Consider the following 22,500-nt stretch of genomic DNA (forward strand, 5'->3'; position numbering starts at 1 on the left):
TCCAAGATCGAGGGGCCGGTTTACTGCAAGCAGAACAATCTTGTTTGCAGAGCAGCTGGCAAAGCGTTCGTGGTGGACGATTTCAAGACCGATCAGCTGTTGGCGACCAATGACTTATTGTGTATTTTCCCGGGCCGTCGCGATTGCCTTCGAGGCTGGTCCTCGAAGCACGGGGTGGCCAAGGATCCTAACGATCATCGTCGCCACCCTTTTGGGGTCGCCGGCGACGGCGCAGACGGAGGAGAACTGCAATACTGCTCTCACGCGGATCGCCAAAAAGGCCGCGGAAAAGGCAGTCGCGGATCATCGCGACGACGCATGTGCGGGCTTGAAAAAAGGCCCGTTCGGCATTGACAAGACAAAGGCGCTCGAATTGCGCTCGTTCTCTCTGTGCGAGACGGGTCCGGTCGTCGCCGCCACCATCACGGTACACGTCCGGTGCGCCACATCCGACCAGGCCTTGATCTCGGCCGACCTTGAGGATGACTTGACTGCGAGCGTGTCGGCGAATCGCGACACTTGCGAGGCTCTCGATGCGGATGTTTCGGCGGGAAAGTTCGAGAATCAGACCGGAATTCAGATCGCCAATCTAAAGGACAAGCTTCGCGATGCGGCCGCCAAGCAGATCAAGGTCTACTGCAGCAAATAGTCGTTTGGCGCCGGCGCGTCGAGCAGTCTGCGCGCCGGCTTCGCGACGCGCCAAACGAGCAGAGCCGAAAGGATAAAGCAGGCCGCCGTCAGCACCCACAGGGCGATCGGTTGAACGATAGGATAGAAAGTTACCGATTCCGGAACGTGCCGATCGAGACCGCCGATTTGATAGTAGTTGTTGACGTAACCGCTCTTTCCTGGCTCCGCCGGCGGAACCAATGAATAAAGAGTCGCGCACGGGTGTGTACAGTACCCCGCCGAAAGCCCGGGTCCGCAACTCTGGCCCGCGGCTACGAGCTTCGAGGGATCGTATCCGAACGCTTTGGCGTCGATATATACCTTCATCTCGTTGCTGTGCAGTCGACGCATGAAATGGCCGCTTAGATAGAGCGGGCCTGCGACGAGGAGGACCAGCGTGGCGATCGCCGCGAAGCGGCTGGCGGCCGGTCGGGCAGGATCACCTAGGTAGCCGAACTGCGGAATCCGCATCCACCAAGGATGTTCGCGGTATGCCTTCGCGAACGAAAGAAGCATCCGTAGTAGGAAGGGCATGAACACCACGATGAGATGTAATCCCCAGAAGGCGGCCAAGATCTCGTTGCCCAGTCCGAGGGATAAAAATTTTGGAAACTCTCTGATGCGGTCCGCGAGGAGATGAAAGAGAGCTGCGAAGAAGAACGCCGTACCTAGAACTGTGAAGTTGCGGGAAAAGACCGCTGACAAGTCTCGCCGCTCGTACGGTATATCTTCAGCGAAACGGATAAGCGCCTTGGCTGGCAGAAAGAAAGCCACCTTGCTATCGTAGCCGCGTACCGCCATGCCGATCGTGGCTTGGTGTGTCTCGTCCCATACGCCGGCACCGCTGAATCCGGGCTCTATGCCCTCTTCGTGGTCGGACACGATCTGTCGCCAGGCCGGACTGGATTGTCCGAGCAACCTCGCCGACACATGCTCGCCGAGCTCCCGATCGCCACGGACGCCGAACAGGCTTAGATCCCCAGTTTCGTCGCGCTGCTGCACGATCTCGGCGAGCACGTTGACGCCAGCCGCGGTAGGGGCCGGCTGGTCCAACTCCAAGATGGCGATGTCGTCGAGGGGGCTCTTTCCCATTTTCCGCCATTTCGTGACGCGGCACTGACGTGTCTGCTGCCCTTCCACCATCGGAAAAAGAACGGTGATGCGCGTATGCTCGTCTGGAGCCTCCGCCACTTCGACCATCCGAGGGACCGCCGCGTTGACCACGTGCGCACAGGTGATAGCCACGCGGGGCGATATCAGGATTCCCATGCCGCAATGCTCAAACGACTTCGGATCGATAGGATCGCGGCGCTTGACCTCGATGATTCCCATTGCTCTGTCGATTTTAATCGTGTCCATTTTCTAAAACATGATTTCGGGTAATATGCGCCCACGACCCCTGGTTGATATATAGGACAATAACGACGATGAAGGAATGGCTGGTTGTTAGACGCGTTCAGCCTGCCCTCAGCGATCGAAGAGGTGCGGCGCCCTACGCGAAGACTGCATCCACTGCGGCACCGCCCGAAGTCTCGAATCGGGTAGCTCTCGAGCACGCGCCAACCCGAGACGCGCTTCCGAACCCGAAAGAGATCGGAATGGCTGCTGGGCCGATGCCCGTGTCCCTGATCAAGCCGATCGAGGTCGAAGCCAAGATGGCAGACGCGATACTACGCGGTTCCAAGGCCGCTGGCGCCGCGTGGGGCCTGATTTCTTTGGGCGTGGACCCGAAACGCTACAATGGCAAAGGCGTGAAGGTCGCGATCATCGACACGGGAATAAAGCGAGATCATCCGGCGTTTGCCCAATTGAAGGGCGCCATAGATGAAGCCGATTTCACCTCGAAGCCGGGGGGCAACTTCGGCGAAGGGGTCGCCTTCGATGACGACGGCCACGGAACGCATTGTGCGGGAACGATCTGCGGCGGTATCGTAGATGGGGTTCGGATCGGCGTCGCGCCGAACATCGAACGGTTGTTCGTCGCCAAGGCGATCGGCGGAACGCGCGGTGCCGCTGCCTTGCTCGACGCTCTAAACTGGGCCGCTTATACGATACGGGCCGACGTCATTTCGATGTCGCTTGGCTTCGATTTCGTCGGATATCGGGCGTCCTTGGACGCCGCGAGCACGCATCCGGACGCGGCTACCTCGATGGCGCTGAATGCGTTTCGCGACAACATACGGATATTTGACGCCTGGATGAATGAGTTGAGGGCGAGAAGGAAGGAGAAGGAGGGGGCCGATCCGCTCATCGTCGCGGCCACAGGGAACGAAAGCGGCCGTCCCACCTTCGTGGTGGGAAAAGCCAGTCCATCGGCGGCCGATAGCGTGGTCGCCGTCGGCGCTGTCAACGCGGCTCTCGCGGTCGCACGGTTCTCGAATACGGAGCCCACCTTGGTAGGCCCTGGCGTTGACGTGATCTCCGCGGGCATCAACGAGGAATTGGCTGTCTTGAGCGGAACCAGTATGGCCTGTCCACATATTGCCGGCCTTGCGGCTTTATATTGGCAATTCGCGCGTTCTGGTGGGCCGAAGGCGACGGCGGAGCGCGTCCAAATGATGATGGTCAGGAGCGCCGAAGACCACTTCAAGGAATTCGCGACGTGTCAGTGGTCCGACGTCGGTAGTGGAATGCCTCGCGCGCCGGGCGTGCTACCACCGCCCTGAAGCACAGTTTATTTCTCGTGGTTCTGCATCAAAGTCATCCTCTGACCGAGACTTGCGCTCGCTTCGCACAAAGGCGCGTCTTTGGGGGATGGTTTGATTGCAAGAGGACTCGCAGTGATGCTCGTTCGAACGTTATCGACGCGGCAAATGACTTTGGAAAGGTCTACCGGGACCATCTTGCGGTACTTTTTATGTGGTTCGAAGGGGCTCCTGGTGATTTGGCAGCGCTCGACGGCGGAGGCCAGCACATTTTCTCCTTTGCGGAAAAGAACGCTGAAATATCCGTTCCAACTGGAGCCCGGCGTGCCGTTTTCGCATGTGATCAATACGTTGACCACGCCATTGCTGTCCGGTGTCGAAATGTCTGCCGTCGCGTAATGCTGAGGCTCTAGGTCAGAGCCGACTATCATGTGCCGACGATCAGCCCAGTTCTCGACATGTGGGTTAGGCATCCCTGCGAAGACAGGTGAAGTCGCTCCAGCGAACGCGATCAGCAAGAAAAGCAGATTTCTCATCGCAATAGCCTATCATTAAGCTAGTTGTGTATTGTCGCGGTCTCGCCATGTCACTCGCGCATCTTCGTAGCCTGGCGCTTCGGCCAGCCGATTGCTCAAACTACCAATGCCGTGAGGCGCTAAATCGCTGCTGGATGAAAGTTGGTGGCACGTCAGACGGGTATCCAGAACGTCTTTCCGGTCGAGCAAGGAGCCGCAAAGCTCCCATTCGTCACCAAGACGGTGTTGACCGTTTGCTCAACGAAAATAGCCTCGGTACGCCGGTAGTTGGAAGGTCGCGCTGAAGGTGATGAGTTACGTCTAAGCATCATTCCAGCTTCCACCTTTAGGCACTTGCTTGCACACCGTTCCCTGGCCAGGTGTCCATCGGCACAGTATGTCGTGAATGCCGTCACTTCCCGGGTATCGCTTTTCCGGATGATTGGCTGCCAATTCAAATGACGCAGCAGCTTTTTTTACTGTCTTTTTTGCTTTCGCTGCCTTTTTCGCCTTCTTTGCTTTCGCCATCTACGTTTCCCTCTCAACCGCCTAGCGCCCCGTTAGCGTCCTGACGCTATTTGCAACTGACAATCCAATGTCCCCTGACAATTGCGCGGTCTGTGCCGGGCCGGTCAAACCTATGGTGTTGCCCGGCCCCATAGTTATTTGAAGGTCGTGCGTTCTATCCCTTAAGGCGGATGCAAACGTTGTCCCTGCAGGATTTACTACTACTCGAGTGAATGTCCATGCTGGCGTTAGATTTCCAGAATTGATGATCTCAAAGCTCACCTCGTAATAGAGCACATTCGTACTGAGAGCCTCGGCAGGATTTGTAGGCAGGTTAATTTCACCATTGCCGACAGGTAGCAGCACGTCAAAAAGATAGTCGTGGAATTTTAAGCTGTTCTGTATGAGCGGTGACGACACAGGCCCTCTTGGTTGAACCCCTGTCGGACAGCGATATTGCTTGAGATCTTTTATCAAGTAGTAGAAGTAAATTTTGTCGGTCCTTATCGCGTCAGCGCTAGCCGTCAATCCGCCACTCAACGAAAACAACGCTGTTGCGGGTGACGGGGGTGTCCACACCACCGCTGGACTGAGTGCCCCCTTTTCTTCTGTCTTAAGAGATAGCGTTAACTGCATCCCCCAGGTCTCTAGGGCCTTAGTCATCGGAAGCATGTCCGGGTACTGCTTCGCTTTTTCGTATAAATCCGAAATTGCATTCCCAACTTCGCAGTGGATGCTTTGAACGACCGCGCTCACCAGCAGCTGCTGATCGTTCTGATTGCCCGGAAAGTCCTGCGTATCCGGGACATACGTGCCACAGGCACTAAGGAAAACACCGCCCAAAATGGGCACAACAATCCGGGAGGTACGCATGGCAACTCCGAAAAATCAACACAATAACACAGCAGGCACTCAGAAACACGTTGATCAAATGCCGATAAGTTACACGACGCCAGCTCCTCAACCTAAGCTAGCTGCGCTTCCTTCTCTACTGTTGTTTGATTGCAACAGGCAAAACAACCTGTTCGGTTGCCCGCGCGGTTGACGCATGAGCGGTCCGTCGACGTTTTTGGTTTAGCTGACGCAGGCAGGTGCTGAGGAAGAGATTGAGCAACAGCAGCCGGTTTGTTTCGGGTTTGACTTTTGCTGGTGCGCGAGCTTCCAAGGCATGTGCCGCTGTGGAAACAGGTTATGAGCATGATGTACAAGAGCCCAATGAATTGGGCGTGTCGTCGACCCGACGCCTGAAGACAAAAAGTTTAGATCGCAAGAGATGCAAGCGGCAGTCTCAAACATGCCGATCATGGCTCAGAATGAGGCACGCCGCAGACTGCAATTTGCCTTTTGCTGGTTGCTTGATGGCACTGTCATCGAGAATGGCGAAGGCGAAGCGGCCCTCCGGGCACGCGAGCTTCGGCTCGGCAAGCCACGGGCAGCATACGCCAATTCTCACGTCGCCGGCACCAAGATGCCTCTGGTCCATAGCCATGAGGCTATGTTGGTGCCGGCAGCCAACGGGACATGACCTTCCCATATCTTCGGAGCGTCGCGATAGGCGAATTTGTTTGGAAGAGCACGAACCAGTTGAACCAAATCCACGCCGTCAACATATGCAATGGCACCGTCGATGTTGGGATGTCTGAGAGCGCAACGAACGTCCACGAAGGCTCCATTGATCGCTGGCGTCAGTTCGAACGTGAGCCTTGGCGATAAGGCGACTTGATCCGTTGGGTGAGTCAGCGACGATTCCGCGCGGGGATGCGGCACGTCGCTTGCGGACTCAGAGGTGTCGCTTCCGCGCTCGCGCCAAAATGCGTTCGAGCATGCGGTCGACATACGCCAATACTCTTGACTGGTCCTGCCAGCATAGCGATCGATCCGTTCAGCGACGCGCATTCGAAAGAACTGCTGTGCGGCTTTTCTGTTTTCCGGCTTTCTCAGCATGGTGTTGACGACAATTGCGCCTTGCAGGCCGGATTGCAGTGCTAAGTGCACGCCCTGCGAGGACAGCGGATCCACGCTGAAACAGGAATCCCCAAGTCGAATGTAATCGTCTCCCATGGGATGCTCAGCGTGATGACTGCTGGCATCGCATACCTCCGGATCGGAACATTGCCGCCCCATTCGCCCCAGGTCGAGCGTCCGGAATTGGCAAAGCAGCCCCGAGTATTTCGCCTGCATGCCGCCCTTCTCGCCCACTCTGAGGCGGCGCGGGTCACAGAAGACCGAGACGACGGCGCGGTCGCGCGCAGTCTGGGCATACCATAGCCAAGCGTCCTCCCCGGCCTCGATCAGACCGTCGAACTCGGCCGCTTGCTTGAGCGCCCAATTCGCATGGACCGATATCAGCGGGGGCCCATCCTTGATGCGCGCTCCTCCAATCGCCGGACGCCTCCCGGCGGCATCGATGATAAACCGCGTCTTCAATAGTTGGCGCCGTTCTTCGGCAGCGATCGTTATCGCCCAGCCCGGCCCCTCCAGGCGTTTGACCTCGATCACCTCGGCTGGCTGGCAGATTTTCGCTCCCGCCGAGCGCGATCCGCGCAACATGAGTTGGTCGAAGACCCCCCGATCCACATGATATCCTGCCTGCGGGACGAGCCTTGTCTCCGAGTCTCCCCACCTGACGGCCGTGAGATGGCGCCGCCAGAATTGTGCGCGGCCGAATTCATGGCCAAGGCCGAGGTATTCGATCAACGGGATCGTGTGATCCGACACGCAAATGCCGACGTGGCTGCGCGGAAACCGGCGCCGTTCGACGACGCCGACGTTCAGCCCCAGTTGGGACAATCGGATCGCGGCCGAGCTTCCTCCCGGTCCTGCACCGAGGACGACGACATCATGCTCGGTGGCAAATTCCATGTCCTTGTCCGCAGCGAGGAAATCAATGGCTAATGAGAATCTTTTGCAAAGCGTCAGGCTGTGTGTGCATCAGTTCGGTGTAGAGGCCAAGGCAATACGCCGTCCACCCACGGATGTAGTCGCAGGCCGGGCGGCCGCGCTTGATCGCTTCGTAGTGGCAACCTCCGGAGCAGAGGTAGCGCGCCCAGCAACCGCCGCAGGGAGCCTGTTTCTCAAGATGACGACGATCAAGCCAGCTCGATTGCCTGTCCGGGTCGACGCCGCCGAAGACGTCACCCATGAGTCCTTCGTCATCGTTGACGAAACGGTGACAGGCATACAATCCACCGTCCGCCGCCACGCCCATGTAACCGCCCCCGGCACCGCAAGGGTAGTTCTCCCGCTGGTAGTGATGAATACGCTGCAGAGTCTTGATGACATTCGAGAGCGGCAGGATACGGCCCTGCCGCAACGCCTCGCGAAAGCTCTCTCCGCACCTGATCAGCTGATCGAGCAACCGGTCCAGATCGGGCGCGAGCATCTCGTCCTTGCCGGACGGTGCGCTGAGCATGGGTGAAAACATGACGGCGTCGAAACCCATGCCTAACACGCCCGTCATGATCTCTGGAAGGTCGAGGTTTTTCGGCGTCACTGTAACGCGCGCGAGGACTCGGTAACGCCGATCGTCGGCCGCCAGGAGAGCACGCACATTCTTCGCCACCTTTTCGAAGCTGCCGCTGCCCGACCGATATGGTCTCAGCCGGTCATGCGTTGCATGCAGGCCGTCAAGGCTGATTGTCAGCGTAAAGTCGTATTCCTGGAAAAGCGCGAAGTCCTCGTCGCGCAGCAAGGTGGCGTTGGTCGTCATGGAGAAGCCGATTCGGATACCGCGTGCGGTCGCCTTGCCCGCGGCATATCGAGTCGAGGCATGCAGCGTCTTGCGATTGACGAGTGGCTCTCCGCCCATGAACGCCAAGGTGAGAGCTTCGCCAGGCTGAGCGGCTTCAATGAGTTGGTCGATCGCGGCTTTTGCCACAGCCGGAGCCATGTTGTCTTCCTTCTCGCCGAACGTTCCCTGCTGCGCATAGCAATAGGTGCAGCCGAGATTGCATGACTGCGCGACGGCAAGCGATATCGCTTTGACAGGAACGCTACGCGGCGGCGCGGCTGCCTCTGCGCACGGTGTCGCGATTCCAAATGCCAGAGCTGTCATCTCGGCGCGGCCCACATCGCCCAACCGTAATATCGCGTCCAGAGTGTTGGCGCGCATGGCGGCTAGGTGGTGAATCCTCCCACTCTCGACATCCAGGGCAAAATGCCCGGCCGCGCTGTCGAAGCGATGGAACGCTGCCGAGCGCGGCCGCGTATGCCTGTGCCGATCGTGCTCCTCGCCGGTGTCGAGCATTGTCGCTACGATGGCTCCAGCGGAAACGGAGCGGTGGGAGCATCGCCAACATCATCGTTGCCGTCTCGCTCGGTCCCATCCAGGGATCGGGGACTACCTTCGAGGTCGCGTCCGACCTCCATCATGTCGATGTAGGCATTCAGCCATTCCGGTTCGTACACCACTGGCCCGTTCGACGCGAACTTCTTTCGCGCGAGTGACCGTTGTTTGGGATCCTGGCTGAAGGTGACCGAATCCGGATAGGTCGAGGTCCAATAATCTAGGCATGCGCTCAGATCCGTTTGCCAGGCTGAGCACAGCCCGCCTGTCAACTGGCCCGGTTTTGCACGGCCAGCCTCGTAGCTGGGCCGGATTTCGCTGGCGTCGATGTTCTGTTGCCCTCGTGGATAGAACGCGCTGGCGGGATTGGGCAGCGCAGTACCGTTTTTTCTCAGGCATATTTCCATCCCGGGATTATAATCGGCGTTCAGGGTATTCATCATTGCAACATCCATTGCGTACCCTGCTCCGGTCAAAATCGCATTCGCAGGAATATTCAGTAATTTCCGTGTCCGTTTGATAAAATCCTTGTTGTGATCTGCGTCGCTATCCTGCGGATTGAGCTGTCCAGGTCCCACGTCGGGCGAGTGGTCCTGTGGAGCGACGATGACGCTGGCAGGAACGACAGCCAGGTTTCCGGCGCCCGCCAGGCTGACACTTATTGAGCCATCGCAGGTCGTATCCAAAATGCCGTTGTCCTTGTCGTGGTCCTCGTAGCCCGGAATCGGGGTGTTTTCAGTCTTCCGATAAACGCCTCCCTTCGGAGGCACGAAAAGGCCATTGCCGGCGATTTCGCCGAGCCAGACTTTCTTGTCCGCATGCCAGGGATTGTTGCCTTCCAATCGCTTTGTTTCACCTCCCGTGGCCGAGGCCTGCGCTTCGACCACCGGTGTGTTTCCTTGTGACCACACATTAAGCTTTCGGTTCGCCACGCTGGCGGTCCAGGTCGGCGTGATTCCGAGTTGGCCCATGATCGCCGCGGTCAGTTCTCCGATCTCGCTGCCGTTGGCGCCGTAGGCGAATATTCTGAACCGCACGGCCTGCCGCATCATCCGGTGCTTGCCGTTGCGCACGGACATGAATTTCAGGCTTTCCCCTTGTTCTGCCTTGCGCTTCTCTTCGTATTCGAAAAATTCATAGTAATCGTCGTTGTTGGCAAGGCGTGCGCATCCAATTGCCGGATGGATCTTGAAGACCGCCACGTTTGTGAGATCGTTCGGGAACGCCATGGGTCGAGCCCTCCGGTTGCTGGTGCATGTCGATGATTGCGATCAAGCGATGTCTGGTCCGGCATATTCGAAAGGCACGCCGGCCTTTATGTGGTTGTTGTCAGCCTCTTGAACGATGAGACTGGCCGCATTGCCTATGCTCCGCATGATGCGCAGCGCGTCTTGGTAAGCAGCCACAGCCCCGTCCTGCTGCGCTGGGCTTGGGCAGTTGAAGGCGCTGTGAAGCAGATTGATCATTTTGCTGTACTTCTCATTGAAAGCCTTCATCTGGGCCGCGACTGCGGGAAACGCTTGATAGTCGCCGGCCTTCGCGTTGCGGTCGAATTCATGCACGCCCGATTGATCGAAAGGAAGGCTCCCTCCGGAAAAGGAATACTTCAACTCAACATTCTTGTTTGGAACGAGATATCGCGACTTGAGAATGGACTGAAAGCGATAATGATGACCGGGCAGGCCTTCCGCATCGAGTGGATTGTAGGGCGCCTCGCCTTCGCCCTCGCTCACCACCCAGCGCAAATGCGCGGCGGCGGTGTCCTTGTCGGTGATCTTGAAATTTATTTCCTGTTTGAGTGGATACTTGCTGCTGTCCTGATCATTGACGTAAGCAATCTCATGAAAATTGGGCTTGGCCTCGCGTTGTTTGTAGGCGTCGCGCGCGGCGTTTTCGAAGAGGCCGGGGATTTTGTCTTGTTTGATGATGTCGATGATTCCCGCATAAAACTGGCCGATCGTGCGAGGCGGTGCCTCTACCATCGCCACAGTCGGGAATTCGACGTGTCGCTCCGGCGCTTCAACGGCCATAAAGAGCTTTTCGATGAGATCGAATGAAAACGAACGAAGGTCGAGCGTTAGCGGAGGATCGATGACGTCGAGCTTGCAGGGATATTGGGGCACCGCAGCCACGATATCGGGAGCTATACCGATGGCGTTCATGAGGTTGGCCACCGCAGTGAAGTGAAGCATCTCTTCGATCGCGGTCCGCAGGATCAGTTCATAGATCTCGCTGTTTCCGGTCAGACTAAACGCCGCCGAGAGATATGTCGGTATCGTTGCAAATTCGAGTTGCAAGGCACTCTGCAACAACGCTCCAAGTTTTTGACGGGCAGCTTCATCCCGAATTGACGCCGTCTGGATGCCGTGAAGGTCTCGCGCGAGCTTGGAATTTACAATCAGCGGGGCGTATCTAGTGGTGTCCATAGCGGACCCTCACGTCGCTAGGGGTAGTCAAACATCGCGTGGCAGGCCCTGCCAGACCGCACTAATCCGCGCTTTGCCGAGGGGCACGGAACGGAAGGCAGAATTTTGTATTGTTGCACCGCAGGAACAGGTGCACCCTGCATTTTGAAATAGGCATAGTTTCTGCCGATATGATGTCTCAACCTAAAGGTTTTCGCAAGCGAATTGTGCAACCGCGAGCCCCAAGCGTTTGCTTATGCTTCAGCGCCGATTCACAATCAGAACGGCGAGAGCTGCCCGCTGGCCAGCCAACAGCACGTCAACAGCACTGGCGGCTTGCCGATAAAGTCGTTTTGAGCAAGCTAAGCTGCCCGCCGGTAAGAAAATAGCGCTTCCACAGTAGTGGGTTTCGCGATGTATCGGACCCCCGCTACCAATTGTTCCCAATCTCCTTTTACCAAGCGACTAGGCGGCTCCTTCCGTGGGCCTTCCGCTGTTTGGCTCGGTGCCATCCACTGCCATTCTCGAAAGATGGGAAAGCTCCACACGCCGCTTGGCACGCTCACTGGCCGAAGTGCCGCCGACTATTTGATTGGCCCTATACAGACACCCAGAGCGGCCATCGAAAGATATTCGAAGGTTTCCTCGATCTCTGCAGGCCGAACCAAAGGGTTGGTATCGAAGCCTGGCCCCTCGGGGTGGTTGCTCACGACATAGCGATTGAGAGCCGAAACGGACGGGTGGGCAGAGTCCGAGGAAAGCTGGGAGTAGAAGATGTAGGTTTGCTTGAAGTCATCGCGAATACCAGCCACAGCCTTGGGGATTCAGCGTTCTCATTATAGAGCCGCGGCGGTTTAGATATCGCATTTGGTTGCGCAACGGCTGCTCGATCTGCTGGTCGAGCGTGTAGTCACCTGCAAAGATTGCCTGTCCTATGGCTCGCTTGTGACTGAGTTCGTTCATCGCCGTCTTCAGCTAGGCCAACAATCCAATAAAGGTTTTCCAGACAGCAGCGCGCAATAGTGCGAGCCTCTACAATCTGTTTGGCATCGAGCAAGATCAGAGCGGCCCTCAGGTTCGATGCGGTCCTAGCTAGCAGCGTCAGTGCAAGGAATGACGCGTCAGAAAATCCCTTTGGCGTAATCTTCACTTCCGTCGTCTCGAAAACTGCGATGGCGCATTCGCTGATGTCAACGCAGTGTTATTTCCATTCGTCGATACGTATTTGTGCCACCAGGAGATTTATGCCGAACCCTATGTCCGCGCGCGTCTATCACGAACTTGCGACAGTGCATTCGCCGTGTGCGCCAAAGCTCGGTGTTTCTGCGCCAGCCCGTCTGATTTACTCGTGCTCGATCCTGTTTGGCCCGAATGAAACTGATCTAGCCAGTCTATGGAAAGATCTTTCGCTTTGATCCATGGAACAATCTCGTCGTGACCTTCGATATCGGCGTTACCAAAGATCCCATGCGCTAAGTCAGCGCATCATCCTTATCGACGACCTGTCGAATATCTTGGCGACAGAACTGATTAGCTCCAGCCCCTTACCTCTCCCTTGCGGAGGCTCGGTCAGACGAAGGAAGGCGCTGGCGTGCTTACAGCATCGTGGTTATAAGGAACTATCGTTCATCACCACGAGGCGCATATTGCGCTGCAGCGGGCCCCGTCAGTTGACTACACGCGGAGCACGAGATGGAAGCCAAGCGCGAGTTTAGAGGCTCCGATACCCACGGTGTTCTGCAGCGGTTTGGTGCGGACATCCGTGCAACGAGTGAGGGGCATGGATGGTCTTCGATTTACGCGTCGATCCAACGGGAGAATCCCTTCGAGGGGCGGTTCGACGCGATTGCTGACGACCTTATTGTGTTGCACCGCAGCGGCCCCGTGCAGACGACCTTTGCATCCGGCGGGCACGTCACTTCACGTTGCATTCCGAAAGGAAGCATCTTTTTTTTGCCGGCAGGTCAAGCGTGCGAGGTGGGATTGCATGGAGCGCTGGATACTCTCCATATTTATCTCCGCGCAAACTTAATTCCTGTCCACAATGTTACGCCGCTGCTGGTCGAACGGGATGTGGTTATACAGCATCTGGCGCAGGCGGTTGAGCAGGCGGTTTGCGAGAACGTCTCGAATTCAGATCTCTTCATCGATCCGATCGCGCGGGCGCTTGCGAATAGGGTCTCCGCGATCAGCAGGAGTAGCGAACCGTGGCGGGTTCAGACCGCTGGGCTGCCGGACAACGAACTCCGGCGCGTCAAGGATTTCATCGAGGCAAATCTCGAGGGTGAGATCACTCTTGCTGCGATGGCCAGCGCGTGCGGCATCGGCACAAAGTCGTTCGTTCGGGCTTTTGCGGCAACGACCGGCAAGTCACCATACCAATATGTGATCGCGGCACGTGTCGAACGGGCCAAGCGATTGATCGAGCAAGACCAGGAAGGCCTCGCTGAGATAGCACTGCGCTGTGGCTTCTCCCATCAGGAACACTTGACGCGTGCCTTCCGCAGGCTGACGGGTCAAACGCCCGGTCGATACCGTCGCAGCGTCAACTGAACAAGCAGCCAGGGCCAATGCAGAAACGCTCCGATCGACCATCGCCAGCCGCAGCGCAAGATGAGCATACCGCGCGGCCTTTCGACGGAGGCGAGGTCCATTCCGTGCTGCGACAGTTCGCCGTGAAACGCGAGGCATCCAGTGCGGGGCTCGGCTGGTCGACTATGTTCGCATCGGTTCAGCGGGAAGAGCCGTTCAGGGGCCGCTTCGAAGCCAATGCCAACGCCCTGCTGGTGACTGCAGCTAGTGGACCAGTCGATGTTACCTATCGGATCGATGGACGTGTCGTATCCAGGCACTTGCAGGAGAAGGGGATCTTTTTCCTACCGCCGCGCCGCGACTGTGAGGTGACGCTAAATACGCCGTTGAACTCGATCCATGTGTACCTGCGTCCTGAACTGTTTTCCGGCTCTGAAGGTAAAGTGCAGAACTCCGATTTTGGCCTCTTGCCCGTGTTGGGTGAGCCGGAGCCCCTCACCAGCAATCTCCTGGCAGTGGTGGAGGAAATGGTGCGCGAGGGTGATAACTCGTGCTCCCTCCTGGCCGATTCGATTGCGCATGCATTAGCCAATCGCCTTGTCGTGCTCAATGCACGGGAGCGGAAAGCGCCGCGTGCTGTGGAACGCCAGCTGAGTACACGTAGCGTCCGCTCGATTCGTGATTTTGTCGAAGCCAATATCGCGGATTGCATCAAGCTGGACGATTTGGCTGCGATCTGCGGCGTAAGTCCCGAGTATTTCATACGGGTGTTCAAGTCTTCGCTGGGCGTGTCTCCTCACCGCTACGTTGTGGGAGTGCGAATTCATCATGCGAAACGACTCCTGACGGACACAAACATTGGCCTTGCGGATGTCGCGCGGCAATGCGGGTTTGCGCACCAGCAACATTTCACGAACACGTTCCGTCGGATGACGGGCTTGTCGCCGGGCGCTTATCGACGGGCAATGAATTAAGAACTCCACGATCTGCCTTTCCGATCTGAACGCTGGCTCGTTTCCCGTAAACGAAGCGGGCAGTTTGTGTCAGTTTCCTGCAAACCGGTCCGGTTTGTGCAGGCTTGGCCACCCGGCATGTCCTACTTTCACCTCACGAAGAGGCGCCAGACGCAATCACGGCGCCGATGATGGGGAGAGACGCGCATGGCATTGTTCGATGCCGGGCGAGGGTGCTCGCATATCCAAATTGGCCAGCATTCGCTTGAGGCGCCTTGCACCTCGGGTGGTCATGTTGCGCAGGAAAGTGGGCCGCTGCGATGAAGGACTGGTCTCCGCTCGTCGTCGGGATCGGCGGCACGTTGCGCGACGGATCAACCTCGGAGAGGGCGCTCCGCCTGGCTTTGACGGAAGCCGCGCGGCTCGGTGCGAAAACGCAGATCTTCGCCGGGCAATCGTTGAATCTCCCTCACTACGACGCCATTGAACGTACGGAGCGTGCGATGTCGCTGGTCGAAGCGCTGCGCACCGCAGACGGCGTCATCATAGCCACCCCAAGCTATCATGGCTCGATCTCCGGCCTGGTGAAGAACGCAATAGACTACACTGAGGATCTCCGTGCCGATGCGCGCAGCTATCTTGCCGGACGCGCCGTCGGCGCAATCGTATGCGCGGGCGGAGCCCAAGCCATGGGAGCGACGCTGGGGACTCTGCGGACGATTGTTCACGCGCTGCGCGGTTGGCCGACTCCATTTTCAGCGGTGATTAACGCCGCGCAGAGGCCATTTTCCGCAGATGGTGCGTGCAGTGATCCAATCATAGCGCAACAGCTCGCATTCGTGGCCGAGCAGGTCGTCGAGTTCGCGAGAATGCGGCGGCTATATGAGAGCCGGCGCAATGGGCTCGCGCCTCAAACATCAGAAGCCGCGTCGGCGCAATGCGCATAGAACGCGGCCGTAAACAAGCAGAACGGGAAACACTAGGGAGGGGTCATGAGCAAGAATCGCATCTTTAGTTATGAAAATCTCGTTGTCGTGTTGATGGGAGCGGCGTTTGGCTTCGTATTTTTCGACCGTCTGGCGCTGAATTTTCTAGCACCATTTCTGGTGCCTGAGCTCCATCTGAACAACACCCAGCTGGGTGCCCTCGCGGGTGGCCTGGCGCTGACCTGGGCAATCGCCGGCTATGCCGTCGGCACTCTTTCGGACTATTTTCAAAATCGCAAAACGCTCCTGGTCTGCGCGATAGTGATCTTCTCGATCTGCTCGGTAGGATCCGGTCTGGCCAATTCGTTTCTGACGTTGCTTGCCGCGCGCCTCGTTATGGGATTTGCGGAAGGACCTGTCCTCCCGATCGCGCAATCGATCATGGCTGCAGAATCGTCGGAGCACCGTCGCGGCTTCAACATGGGCGTTCTGCAGAATTTCTTCAGCGCGCTTCTAAGTAATTTTGCCGCTCCTCTGGTGCTCGTCGCGATTGGGCAGATCTACGGCTGGAGAAGTGCTTTCTACATTGCGGCGGTGCCTGGCTTCGTGGTGGCGGCGCTGATCGTCGCATTTATCCGTGAACCTTCGTCGGGTGCCGCTCCGATATCGGCTGCGTCTGCGCGCAACACGATCCCGCTTTCGACGATGCTGAAACATCGCAACATCTGGGTTTGCGCGATCGTGAGCTGCCTGATGGTGTCTTGGCTCCTGATCCAGATAACGTTCCTTCCGATCTACCTGGTGCAGGTCCGCGGTCTGTCGCCCAGCGTGATGAGCGTCGCCGTGGCCGCGACCGGCATTGCAACGGTCGCGTCTTCGATCATCGTACCGGCGCTGTCGGATCGATTTGGCCGCCGTCCGATTCTCATCTTGTCAGGCTTCGTTGGCGTGATCGCCCCGGTGGCGATCGTCACGTTCGACGGTCCGTTGCCGTTATTGGTGTTGTTCATGGGCGTCGGCCATCTCGCCGTTGGCAGCTTCTCGTTGTTCATGGCCACCGTGCCGTCCGAGACGATCCCGCGGACCCATGTTGCTACTGCGCTTGGCTTCATCATGGGGGTGGGCGAGGTCGCGGGCGGCTTCGCGGGCCCGGCCCTCGCCGGGATCGCTTCCGACGTGTTCGGTCCGTCCAGCTCGATGTGGATCGCCGCTACGCTTTGTATCTGTGCAGGCTTGCTTTGCCTGATGCTGGACGAAACCGCGCCGCGGGTGCTCGAGCGCCACAAGAGGATGATTGTGAGTTCGCCGGCATGAATCCCTATCGCCGGTTAGCTGCAACCGCGTTCAACGGAAATATCAGGAGATCGAAATGAACGTTCAGGCCATCCGCAAGAGCCTGCCGGCACCGGAGCCTCACCTCACTCCGCAGGATCTGGTCGACCGCGCCGCCTCGATGAGAACGCTGCTGCGGGAATCGCAAGACGAGACCGATGAGCGGGGACATTATTCGGACGAAATCCAGCAGAAGTTCATCGATGCTGGTTTCTATCGGATCTTGCAGCCCAAAATGTTTGGTGGCTACGAGTTCGATTACGAAACATTTTTTCGCGTCATGGTGGAGATATCGCGCGGTCATCCGTCCGCAGGGTGGTGCTTGACGTTGGCCGCTTCTCATGCGCCCGTCATAGCCTCGCACTGGTCGGAAGCTGCACAGATCGAAATCTTCGGTACATCCGGACATTTCGCGTCACCGCACCGGGCTGCCCCGGGCGGCACGTGCCTGCCGGTCGAGGGCGGCTATATCATCAATGGTGTGTGGCCATATTCGTCGGGAATACCGCACAGCACGCACTTCCTGGGCGCGACGTTGCTTCAAACGTCGTTCCCACCACGAATGCTCCACTTCGTTGTGCCGCGGGGGCAATACACAATTCTGGGCGATTGGGGTGGAGACCGCACCTTGGGCATGCGCGGCTCCGGCTCGAACAGCGTCAAGCTGGACAACGTCTTCGTGCCCGAGCACATGACCGCGTTCTTCGACGCGCTGGGTGTGAAGCAGGATCTCTCCGAGGGTACACCCGGAACGCGATTGCATGGCAACCCGATGTATCTCGGCGTTCTCATGGGTCCTTATCACGCGTCCCTGACATCGCCTATCATCGGTGCCGCGCGCGCGGCGATCGATGAATATCGCGATATCCTGTTCTCGCAAAACACATTTGTTCCACCTTTCATCAAGCGCGCCTTCGAGACTGATTTCCAGGTCAACTATGGCCGCGCCATAGCGTTGACCGATGCGGCCGAAGGCGTGCTGCTCCAGGGTTTGCGTAAGCACATGGAGTACTGCCAGCGGTGGGCGAAGACGGGTTTGCAAGCCTCCGTGGAAGAAAACTTGCGACTTTGGGGAATGCTGCAGACCGGCGCACGTCTTGCCTGCGAAGCCATCGAACTCTTGTTCCAGACCGCCGGGTCGACCGCGGCGCGGAAGGGCTCAAGGATGGTTCGATACTTTGGCGACGCCCAGATGTATCGAGGACACATGTCCTCCCAATACATGACCTTCGCGAAGTACATTGGTCGCAGCAATCTCGGGCTGCCGACCGGTTTTCTGGATCTCTGAAGAAAGTCGGAGGGGGACGTGACCCAAACTAAAGCAAAACCTGCTCCGTTGGTGCTGGCAGATCAGGGATTCTTTTGGACCGGCTTGGTGCGCCAGCAGACACCGAATGGCACCATCGCTGCGGGCCAGATGTTCGTACAATATCAGATCCCGGAGCACATCCGGCATCCATATCCCATCGTGATGGTGCATGGAGGTGGGGGGCAGGGAACGGATTTTCTCGGTACTCCCGATGGACGGCCTGGATGGGCCACTTACTTTCTGAAACAGGGTTATGCGGTCTATGTCGTCGACCGCCCAGGGCACGGTCGCTCACCCCTGCATCCGGAGGCTCTGGGTCCCATGACACCTCCGCTGACCTACGAATTTGCCATGACGCTGTTTAGCGCGCCCGGCAAGCAGCCGAACAGCTGGCCCAACGCGCAAAAGCACAATCAGTGGCCCGGCTCCGGCGTCGTCGGCGATCCTGCCCTGGACCAATTCATCGCGACCCAAGGTCCGTTCCTTGTGTTTTTGGCACAGACCCAACAGCTGATGCAGCGAGCCGGAGCCGAATTGCTGGATCGTATCGGTCCGGCGATCCTGCTCACCCATTCCATGGGAGCTCCCTTCGGTTGGCTCGTGGCCGATAGTCGACCGCACCTGGTGAAAGGCATTGTCGCGGTTGAGCCAATGGGGCCGCCTTTCGCCCAATTGCCAATGGGGCTGGGCGACCTCTCTTACGGACTCACTGCGATCCCGATGACGTTCGATCCGCCCGTCAAAGGCCCAACTGAACTGCGGCGCGAAATCCGCAAGGCGCCGAAGCCGGGGCTGGCGGACTGCTTCGTTCAGAAAGAGCCGGCCAGGCGTCTTCCCAACCTCGCATCGATGCCCGTTGCTGTCGTGACATCGGAGGCGTCGGCCTGGTCCATGCACGACCACGGCACCGTCGATTATCTCGTTCAGGCAGGCGTGCGAGCCGTCCATCTGCGGCTCGAAGACCATGGCCTGCGCGGCAACGGCCACCTGATGATGCAAGAAAAGAACAGCGATGACATCGCTGCTTTCCTGGAAAGGTGGATCTCGGAATATGTGAGGTCACGACCAACATAATGCGATTTTTCGCGCCGCCGCATCTTGTGAAGCAGCGGCCGGAAGTCTGGCCGGCCATCCATGAGCCGGCCAAGTTGGCGGACGCCTTCGGATCTGGGCAAAGGAATCCCGGGATTGTCGTAGCTTGCTGGTGTTCGACGATGCCAGTGAGAGCCTTGCACGCCGGTGCGCCCCTCGCCGAAGCTCGAATAGGCTTACTCGCTCGATGCTTGGATAGCGGAGGGCGCCGCAAGTAGTGAAAGAACTGACGATGAAAGCAACTGCGACTTTGGAGCTGCTCTGGACCCCGTCCGAAGACAAGATCGTCGGGTCTCGCTTGTGGGATTACATGAGTTGGCTTGATGAGCGCCACGGTCGCGAGTTCGAGGACTACGAGGACCTCTGGCGCTGGTCGACGAACGACTTGAACACCTTCTGGGCGTCGATCTGGGACTATTTCGACGTGCGGGCAGACGGCGACCCGACCCCCGTGCTGCAATCGGACGCGATGCCCGGCGCCGATTGGTTTCCGAATACCCGCCTGAACTATGCCGAGCACATCTTCCGCGCTGCTCGGCCCGAATCGCCTGCGCTCGTCGTGCTCAGTGAAACGGGCGAGGCCCGGGAGGTTAGCTGGGAAGCTCTGCGGCAACAGACAGCCGCACTGGCGGCAACACTGCGTCGTCTCGGCATCAAGCGGGGTGACCGCGTCGCCTCCTACCTGCCGAATCGTCCGGAGACGGTCGTTGCGCTTCTGGCGTGCGCCAGCATTGGCGCCATCTGGTCCAGTTGCTCTCCCGAGATGGGGCGAACCATGGTGCTCGATCGTTTCGGCCAGATCGAGCCGACAGTTCTGTTTGCCGCCGACAGCTACACCTATAACGGCAAGACCCACGATCGCGCGCCTATCGTCGAGGAGTTGCGCGAGGGGCTTCCGAGCGTCGGTCACATCATCCATGTCCCCGGCCCGCTCGCCGCGGAGCGGCCGATCCGATGGCGCAACGCGATGAGCTGGGGCGATGCCGTCAGCGGCGATGCCGAATTGCAGTTCGATCGAGTGCCGTTCTCGCACCCGCTCTGGATCGTCTATTCCTCGGGAACGACGGGCTTGCCGAAAGGAATAGTGCACGGCCACGGCGGTATCGTCCTTACCCATCTCAAAACCATGTCGCTCCAGCACGACCTGCGTCCCGGCGAACGCCTGATGTTCCTGGCAAGCACTGGATGGATCGTGTGGAACCTGCAGGTCGGCGCGCTGCTGACGGGTGCCTCGATCGTGCTGTACGACGGCAATCCGGCCTGGCCGGACAATGGGGCGATCTGGAAGTTGCTGGATGCGTTCGGCGTCACGCATTTCGGCTGCGGCGCCGCGTTTCTCACCAACTGCATGAAGGACGGCTTGCGCCCTCGGGAATTCGTCGCGCTGGAGAAGCTGCGGTCGATCAGCTCGACCGGCTCGCCGCTGCCGGCCGAGGCCTATCGGTGGGTCTACGACGCGATCAAATCAGATCTTTGGCTTGCGTCGATCAGCGGCGGTACCGACATAGCTTCGGGCTTCGTGAGCTGCAGTCCTGTGCTGCCGGTCCATGCCGGAGAAATCCAATGCCGTGAACTGGGCGTCGCAGCATTCGCCTTCAACGAGGCGGGTGAGCCGGTCATCGACGAGGTCGGCGAGCTCGTCATCGTCAAGCCGATGCCGTCGATGCCGGTTTTCTTCTGGAACGATGAGGGCGGCCGACGCTACCGGGAGAGCTACTTCGAGCAGTTTCCCGGCCGCTGGCGACAGGGCGACTGGGTCCGTTTTTCAGCCGCCGGGACCAGCCAGATCTACGGTCGCTCCGATACCACCATCAACCGGTTTGGCATCCGTATCGGAACCGCGGAGATCTACCGCGTTGTCGAGGACATCGCAGAAATTCGCGACAGTCTGGTTGTCGACCTCGAGTATCTCGGCCGAGAATCCTACATGCCGCTCTTCGTCGTGCTGCAGCCGGGGCTCATGCTCACGGATGAACTAAAGGCGAGGATCGCCACGCAGATCCGCACCTACGGCTCCGCTCGCCACGTCCCGAGCGATATCTTCCAGGTCGAGGAGATCCCACGCACCCTGACCGGCAAGAAGATGGAGCTTCCGGTGCGCAAGCTGCTGCTTGGCACTCCTGCCGAAAGGGTGGCGAGCCCGGATTCCATGGCGAACCCGGCGAGCTTCGAATACTTCGTCCGGTTCGCGGAGCAGCTGAACCTGCCGCAGCCGGTGTAGGGCGGGAATGGCACTCCGACGATGATGGCGCATTGCGACATGCAGTTTGTGTCAGTTTTTTGCAAGCCGGATCGATTTGTGCAGGCGGCGGTATCCAGCCTCTCCTAAATTGCTTCGACAAACGCTGCGCAAGAACGACGCGGAATTCTTTGGGGGAGACGCGCATGGCATTGTCCAATGCTGGCGAGGCGACCTCGCATTGGCTTGCGAACAGCTAGACATCCCACGGGATGGCATAGGCTGTTCGATTAGGGGGGCGCCGATGATGTTCGAGAGGTTCTCTGTCGAGGGCTATGGCGCGATTGTCACGGGCGGCGCCAGCGGCATCGGTCTCGCTTTTGTCGAAGCACTGGCCGATAGCGGTGCACGGGTCGCGATCCTTGATATGGACTCGGTCTCTCTGGGTAAACAGGTGGACCGGCTCTCCGCAAGAGGTTTGGACGTTCGAGGTCACAAACTTGATGTGACTGATCGCAAGGCGGTCGATCAGGTCTTCGCAGAAGTCGCAGCAGAATACGGACGCCTCGACGTGGTTTTTGCCAACGCGGGCATCGATCCCGGAATTGGCTTTTCCAACCCGGACGGCAGCCCGTCCGAGGCAGGTGCTATCGAAAACTACGAGGACGAGCGGTGGAACAGAAACATTGAGGTCAATCTCAATGGCATCTTCGCCACCATTCGCGCTGCCGCGCGCCACATGAAACGAGGCGGAGGAGGCGGGAGCATCGTGGTCACGACATCGATCGCCGCCTACTTGAATGAGGGCATGATAGGGGCGGCCTACATGGCCGCGAAGGCGGGAGCAGCACATCTGGCGCGCAACGCTGCGCTCGAACTGGCCCCACACAAAATCCGCGTGAACGCAGTCGCGCCCGGGTTCATCGTCACGAACATAGGAGGTGGGTGGCTAAAGCAACCCGAGGTCCAGAATTCAATAGGAGCCACGATCCCGATCGGCCGCATTGGAGACGCTGACGACCTGAAGGGATTGGCTCTTTTCCTGTCGTCCCCCGCATCTAGCTACATTACCGGTGCGCAAATTCCGATTGATGGCGGTGTGAGCCTCGGAAAGAGGCTCGCTTGAATCGGCGTCGAATGCTGGAAGGCGG

The 22,500-nt window shown here is 58.5% G+C and carries 18 protein-coding genes; 10 read left to right on the top strand and 8 right to left on the bottom strand.

The window, feature by feature from the left end; genetic code table 11:
• Positions 1-40 precede the first annotated feature (40 nt).
• Positions 41-649 carry a hypothetical protein gene (locus tag XH98_RS34855; RefSeq protein WP_271598051.1) on the top strand — a complete coding sequence of 203 codons (609 nt, stop codon included), beginning with the start codon at positions 41-43 and terminating at the stop codon, positions 647-649.
• On the opposite strand, the gene XH98_RS34860 is transcribed toward XH98_RS34855, so the two are convergent.
• The gene (locus XH98_RS34860; RefSeq protein WP_271598050.1) at positions 634-2,028 is read right to left on the bottom strand and encodes a trypsin-like peptidase domain-containing protein; all 1,395 of its coding nucleotides are present in this window, start codon (positions 2,026-2,028) and stop codon (positions 634-636) included. The genes XH98_RS34855 and XH98_RS34860 overlap by 16 nt on opposite strands.
• Before the next feature lie 239 nt (positions 2,029-2,267).
• Between XH98_RS34860 and XH98_RS34865 the strand changes: the two genes are divergently transcribed.
• A complete protein-coding gene (locus XH98_RS34865; protein WP_271598049.1) occupies positions 2,268-3,335 on the top strand; it encodes a S8 family serine peptidase in 1,068 nt (355 codons plus the stop codon).
• 8 nt (positions 3,336-3,343) lie between these two features.
• Here the strand turns inward: XH98_RS34865 and XH98_RS34870 are convergent, their stop codons facing one another.
• The 7 genes from XH98_RS34870 to XH98_RS34900 form a co-directional block, all read right to left on the bottom strand.
• On the bottom strand, positions 3,344-3,850 hold the full coding sequence (locus XH98_RS34870; protein ID WP_271598048.1) for a hypothetical protein: 507 nt from the start codon (positions 3,848-3,850) through the stop codon (positions 3,344-3,346).
• 300 nt (positions 3,851-4,150) lie between these two features.
• On the bottom strand, positions 4,151-4,357 hold the full coding sequence (locus tag XH98_RS34875) for a hypothetical protein (RefSeq protein WP_271598047.1): 207 nt from the start codon (positions 4,355-4,357) through the stop codon (positions 4,151-4,153).
• A 21-nt stretch (positions 4,358-4,378) separates the two neighbouring features.
• Positions 4,379-5,209: a hypothetical protein gene (locus XH98_RS34880; RefSeq protein WP_271598046.1), complete on the bottom strand. Its 831-nt coding sequence runs from the start codon at positions 5,207-5,209 to the stop codon at positions 4,379-4,381.
• Positions 5,210-5,785: 576 nt separating this feature from the next.
• Positions 5,786-7,198 (bottom strand): flavin-dependent monooxygenase QhpG, encoded by a 1,413-nt coding sequence (qhpG, locus tag XH98_RS34885; RefSeq protein WP_271598045.1) that lies wholly within the window; start codon positions 7,196-7,198, stop codon positions 5,786-5,788.
• 22 nt (positions 7,199-7,220) lie between these two features.
• Entirely contained in the window at positions 7,221-8,582 is a 1,362-nt protein-coding gene (locus tag XH98_RS34890) for a radical SAM/SPASM domain-containing protein (protein ID WP_271598044.1), read from the bottom strand.
• A gap of 5 nt (positions 8,583-8,587) precedes the next feature.
• Complete coding sequence (locus XH98_RS34895) at positions 8,588-9,850, bottom strand: LodA/GoxA family CTQ-dependent oxidase (protein WP_271598043.1); 1,263 nt, start codon at positions 9,848-9,850, stop codon at positions 8,588-8,590.
• A gap of 42 nt (positions 9,851-9,892) precedes the next feature.
• Positions 9,893-11,047: a ferritin-like domain-containing protein gene (locus XH98_RS34900; protein WP_271598042.1), complete on the bottom strand. Its 1,155-nt coding sequence runs from the start codon at positions 11,045-11,047 to the stop codon at positions 9,893-9,895.
• A 1,671-nt stretch (positions 11,048-12,718) separates the two neighbouring features.
• Here XH98_RS34900 and XH98_RS34905 point away from each other — a divergent pair.
• The 8 genes from XH98_RS34905 to XH98_RS34940 all read left to right on the top strand — a co-directional run bounded on the left by XH98_RS34905 (position 12,719) and on the right by XH98_RS34940 (position 22,475).
• Positions 12,719-13,579 (top strand): helix-turn-helix domain-containing protein, encoded by an 861-nt coding sequence (locus tag XH98_RS34905; protein ID WP_271598041.1) that lies wholly within the window; start codon positions 12,719-12,721, stop codon positions 13,577-13,579.
• A gap of 17 nt (positions 13,580-13,596) precedes the next feature.
• The gene (locus XH98_RS34910) at positions 13,597-14,532 is read left to right on the top strand and encodes a helix-turn-helix domain-containing protein (RefSeq protein ID WP_271621257.1); all 936 of its coding nucleotides are present in this window, start codon (positions 13,597-13,599) and stop codon (positions 14,530-14,532) included.
• A gap of 299 nt (positions 14,533-14,831) precedes the next feature.
• Positions 14,832-15,458, top strand: a complete 627-nt coding sequence (locus XH98_RS34915) for an NADPH-dependent FMN reductase (protein WP_271598039.1) — start codon at positions 14,832-14,834, stop codon at positions 15,456-15,458.
• A gap of 45 nt (positions 15,459-15,503) precedes the next feature.
• Complete coding sequence (locus XH98_RS34920; RefSeq protein WP_271621258.1) at positions 15,504-16,751, top strand: MFS transporter; 1,248 nt, start codon at positions 15,504-15,506, stop codon at positions 16,749-16,751.
• Positions 16,752-16,806: 55 nt separating this feature from the next.
• Positions 16,807-18,057 (top strand): acyl-CoA dehydrogenase family protein, encoded by a 1,251-nt coding sequence (locus XH98_RS34925; protein WP_271621259.1) that lies wholly within the window; start codon positions 16,807-16,809, stop codon positions 18,055-18,057.
• 18 nt (positions 18,058-18,075) lie between these two features.
• A complete protein-coding gene (locus XH98_RS34930; RefSeq protein ID WP_271621260.1) occupies positions 18,076-19,152 on the top strand; it encodes an alpha/beta hydrolase in 1,077 nt (358 codons plus the stop codon).
• A gap of 268 nt (positions 19,153-19,420) precedes the next feature.
• Positions 19,421-21,391: an acetoacetate--CoA ligase gene (locus XH98_RS34935; RefSeq protein ID WP_271621261.1), complete on the top strand. Its 1,971-nt coding sequence runs from the start codon at positions 19,421-19,423 to the stop codon at positions 21,389-21,391.
• Positions 21,392-21,653: 262 nt separating this feature from the next.
• Positions 21,654-22,475 (top strand): SDR family NAD(P)-dependent oxidoreductase, encoded by an 822-nt coding sequence (locus XH98_RS34940; protein WP_271598034.1) that lies wholly within the window; start codon positions 21,654-21,656, stop codon positions 22,473-22,475.
• Positions 22,476-22,500: the final 25 nt, after the last annotated feature.

The sequence above is a fragment of the Bradyrhizobium sp. CCBAU 51745 genome, assembly GCF_028128715.1.
Lineage (GTDB): Bacteria > Pseudomonadota > Alphaproteobacteria > Rhizobiales > Xanthobacteraceae > Bradyrhizobium > Bradyrhizobium manausense.

What these genes read in the sequence shown, in the direction of transcription:
- XH98_RS34860 (WP_271598050.1), bottom strand. Translation starts at nt 2,028, where the DNA reads ATGGACACGATTAAAATCGACAGAGCAATGGGAATCATCGAGGTCAAG.
- XH98_RS34865 (WP_271598049.1), top strand. Translation starts at nt 2,268, where the DNA reads ATGGCTGCTGGGCCGATGCCCGTGTCCCTGATCAAGCCGATCGAGGTC.
- XH98_RS34870 (WP_271598048.1), bottom strand. Translation starts at nt 3,850, where the DNA reads ATGAGAAATCTGCTTTTCTTGCTGATCGCGTTCGCTGGAGCGACTTCA.
- XH98_RS34875 (WP_271598047.1), bottom strand. Translation starts at nt 4,357, where the DNA reads ATGGCGAAAGCAAAGAAGGCGAAAAAGGCAGCGAAAGCAAAAAAGACA.
- XH98_RS34880 (WP_271598046.1), bottom strand. Translation starts at nt 5,209, where the DNA reads ATGCGTACCTCCCGGATTGTTGTGCCCATTTTGGGCGGTGTTTTCCTT.
- qhpG (WP_271598045.1), bottom strand. Translation starts at nt 7,198, where the DNA reads ATGGAATTTGCCACCGAGCATGATGTCGTCGTCCTCGGTGCAGGACCG.
- XH98_RS34890 (WP_271598044.1), bottom strand. Translation starts at nt 8,582, where the DNA reads ATGCTCGACACCGGCGAGGAGCACGATCGGCACAGGCATACGCGGCCG.
- XH98_RS34895 (WP_271598043.1), bottom strand. Translation starts at nt 9,850, where the DNA reads ATGGCGTTCCCGAACGATCTCACAAACGTGGCGGTCTTCAAGATCCAT.
- XH98_RS34900 (WP_271598042.1), bottom strand. Translation starts at nt 11,047, where the DNA reads ATGGACACCACTAGATACGCCCCGCTGATTGTAAATTCCAAGCTCGCG.
- XH98_RS34905 (WP_271598041.1), top strand. Translation starts at nt 12,719, where the DNA reads ATGGAAGCCAAGCGCGAGTTTAGAGGCTCCGATACCCACGGTGTTCTG.
- XH98_RS34910 (WP_271621257.1), top strand. Translation starts at nt 13,597, where the DNA reads ATGCAGAAACGCTCCGATCGACCATCGCCAGCCGCAGCGCAAGATGAG.
- XH98_RS34915 (WP_271598039.1), top strand. Translation starts at nt 14,832, where the DNA reads ATGAAGGACTGGTCTCCGCTCGTCGTCGGGATCGGCGGCACGTTGCGC.
- XH98_RS34920 (WP_271621258.1), top strand. Translation starts at nt 15,504, where the DNA reads ATGAGCAAGAATCGCATCTTTAGTTATGAAAATCTCGTTGTCGTGTTG.
- XH98_RS34925 (WP_271621259.1), top strand. Translation starts at nt 16,807, where the DNA reads ATGAACGTTCAGGCCATCCGCAAGAGCCTGCCGGCACCGGAGCCTCAC.
- XH98_RS34940 (WP_271598034.1), top strand. Translation starts at nt 21,654, where the DNA reads ATGATGTTCGAGAGGTTCTCTGTCGAGGGCTATGGCGCGATTGTCACG.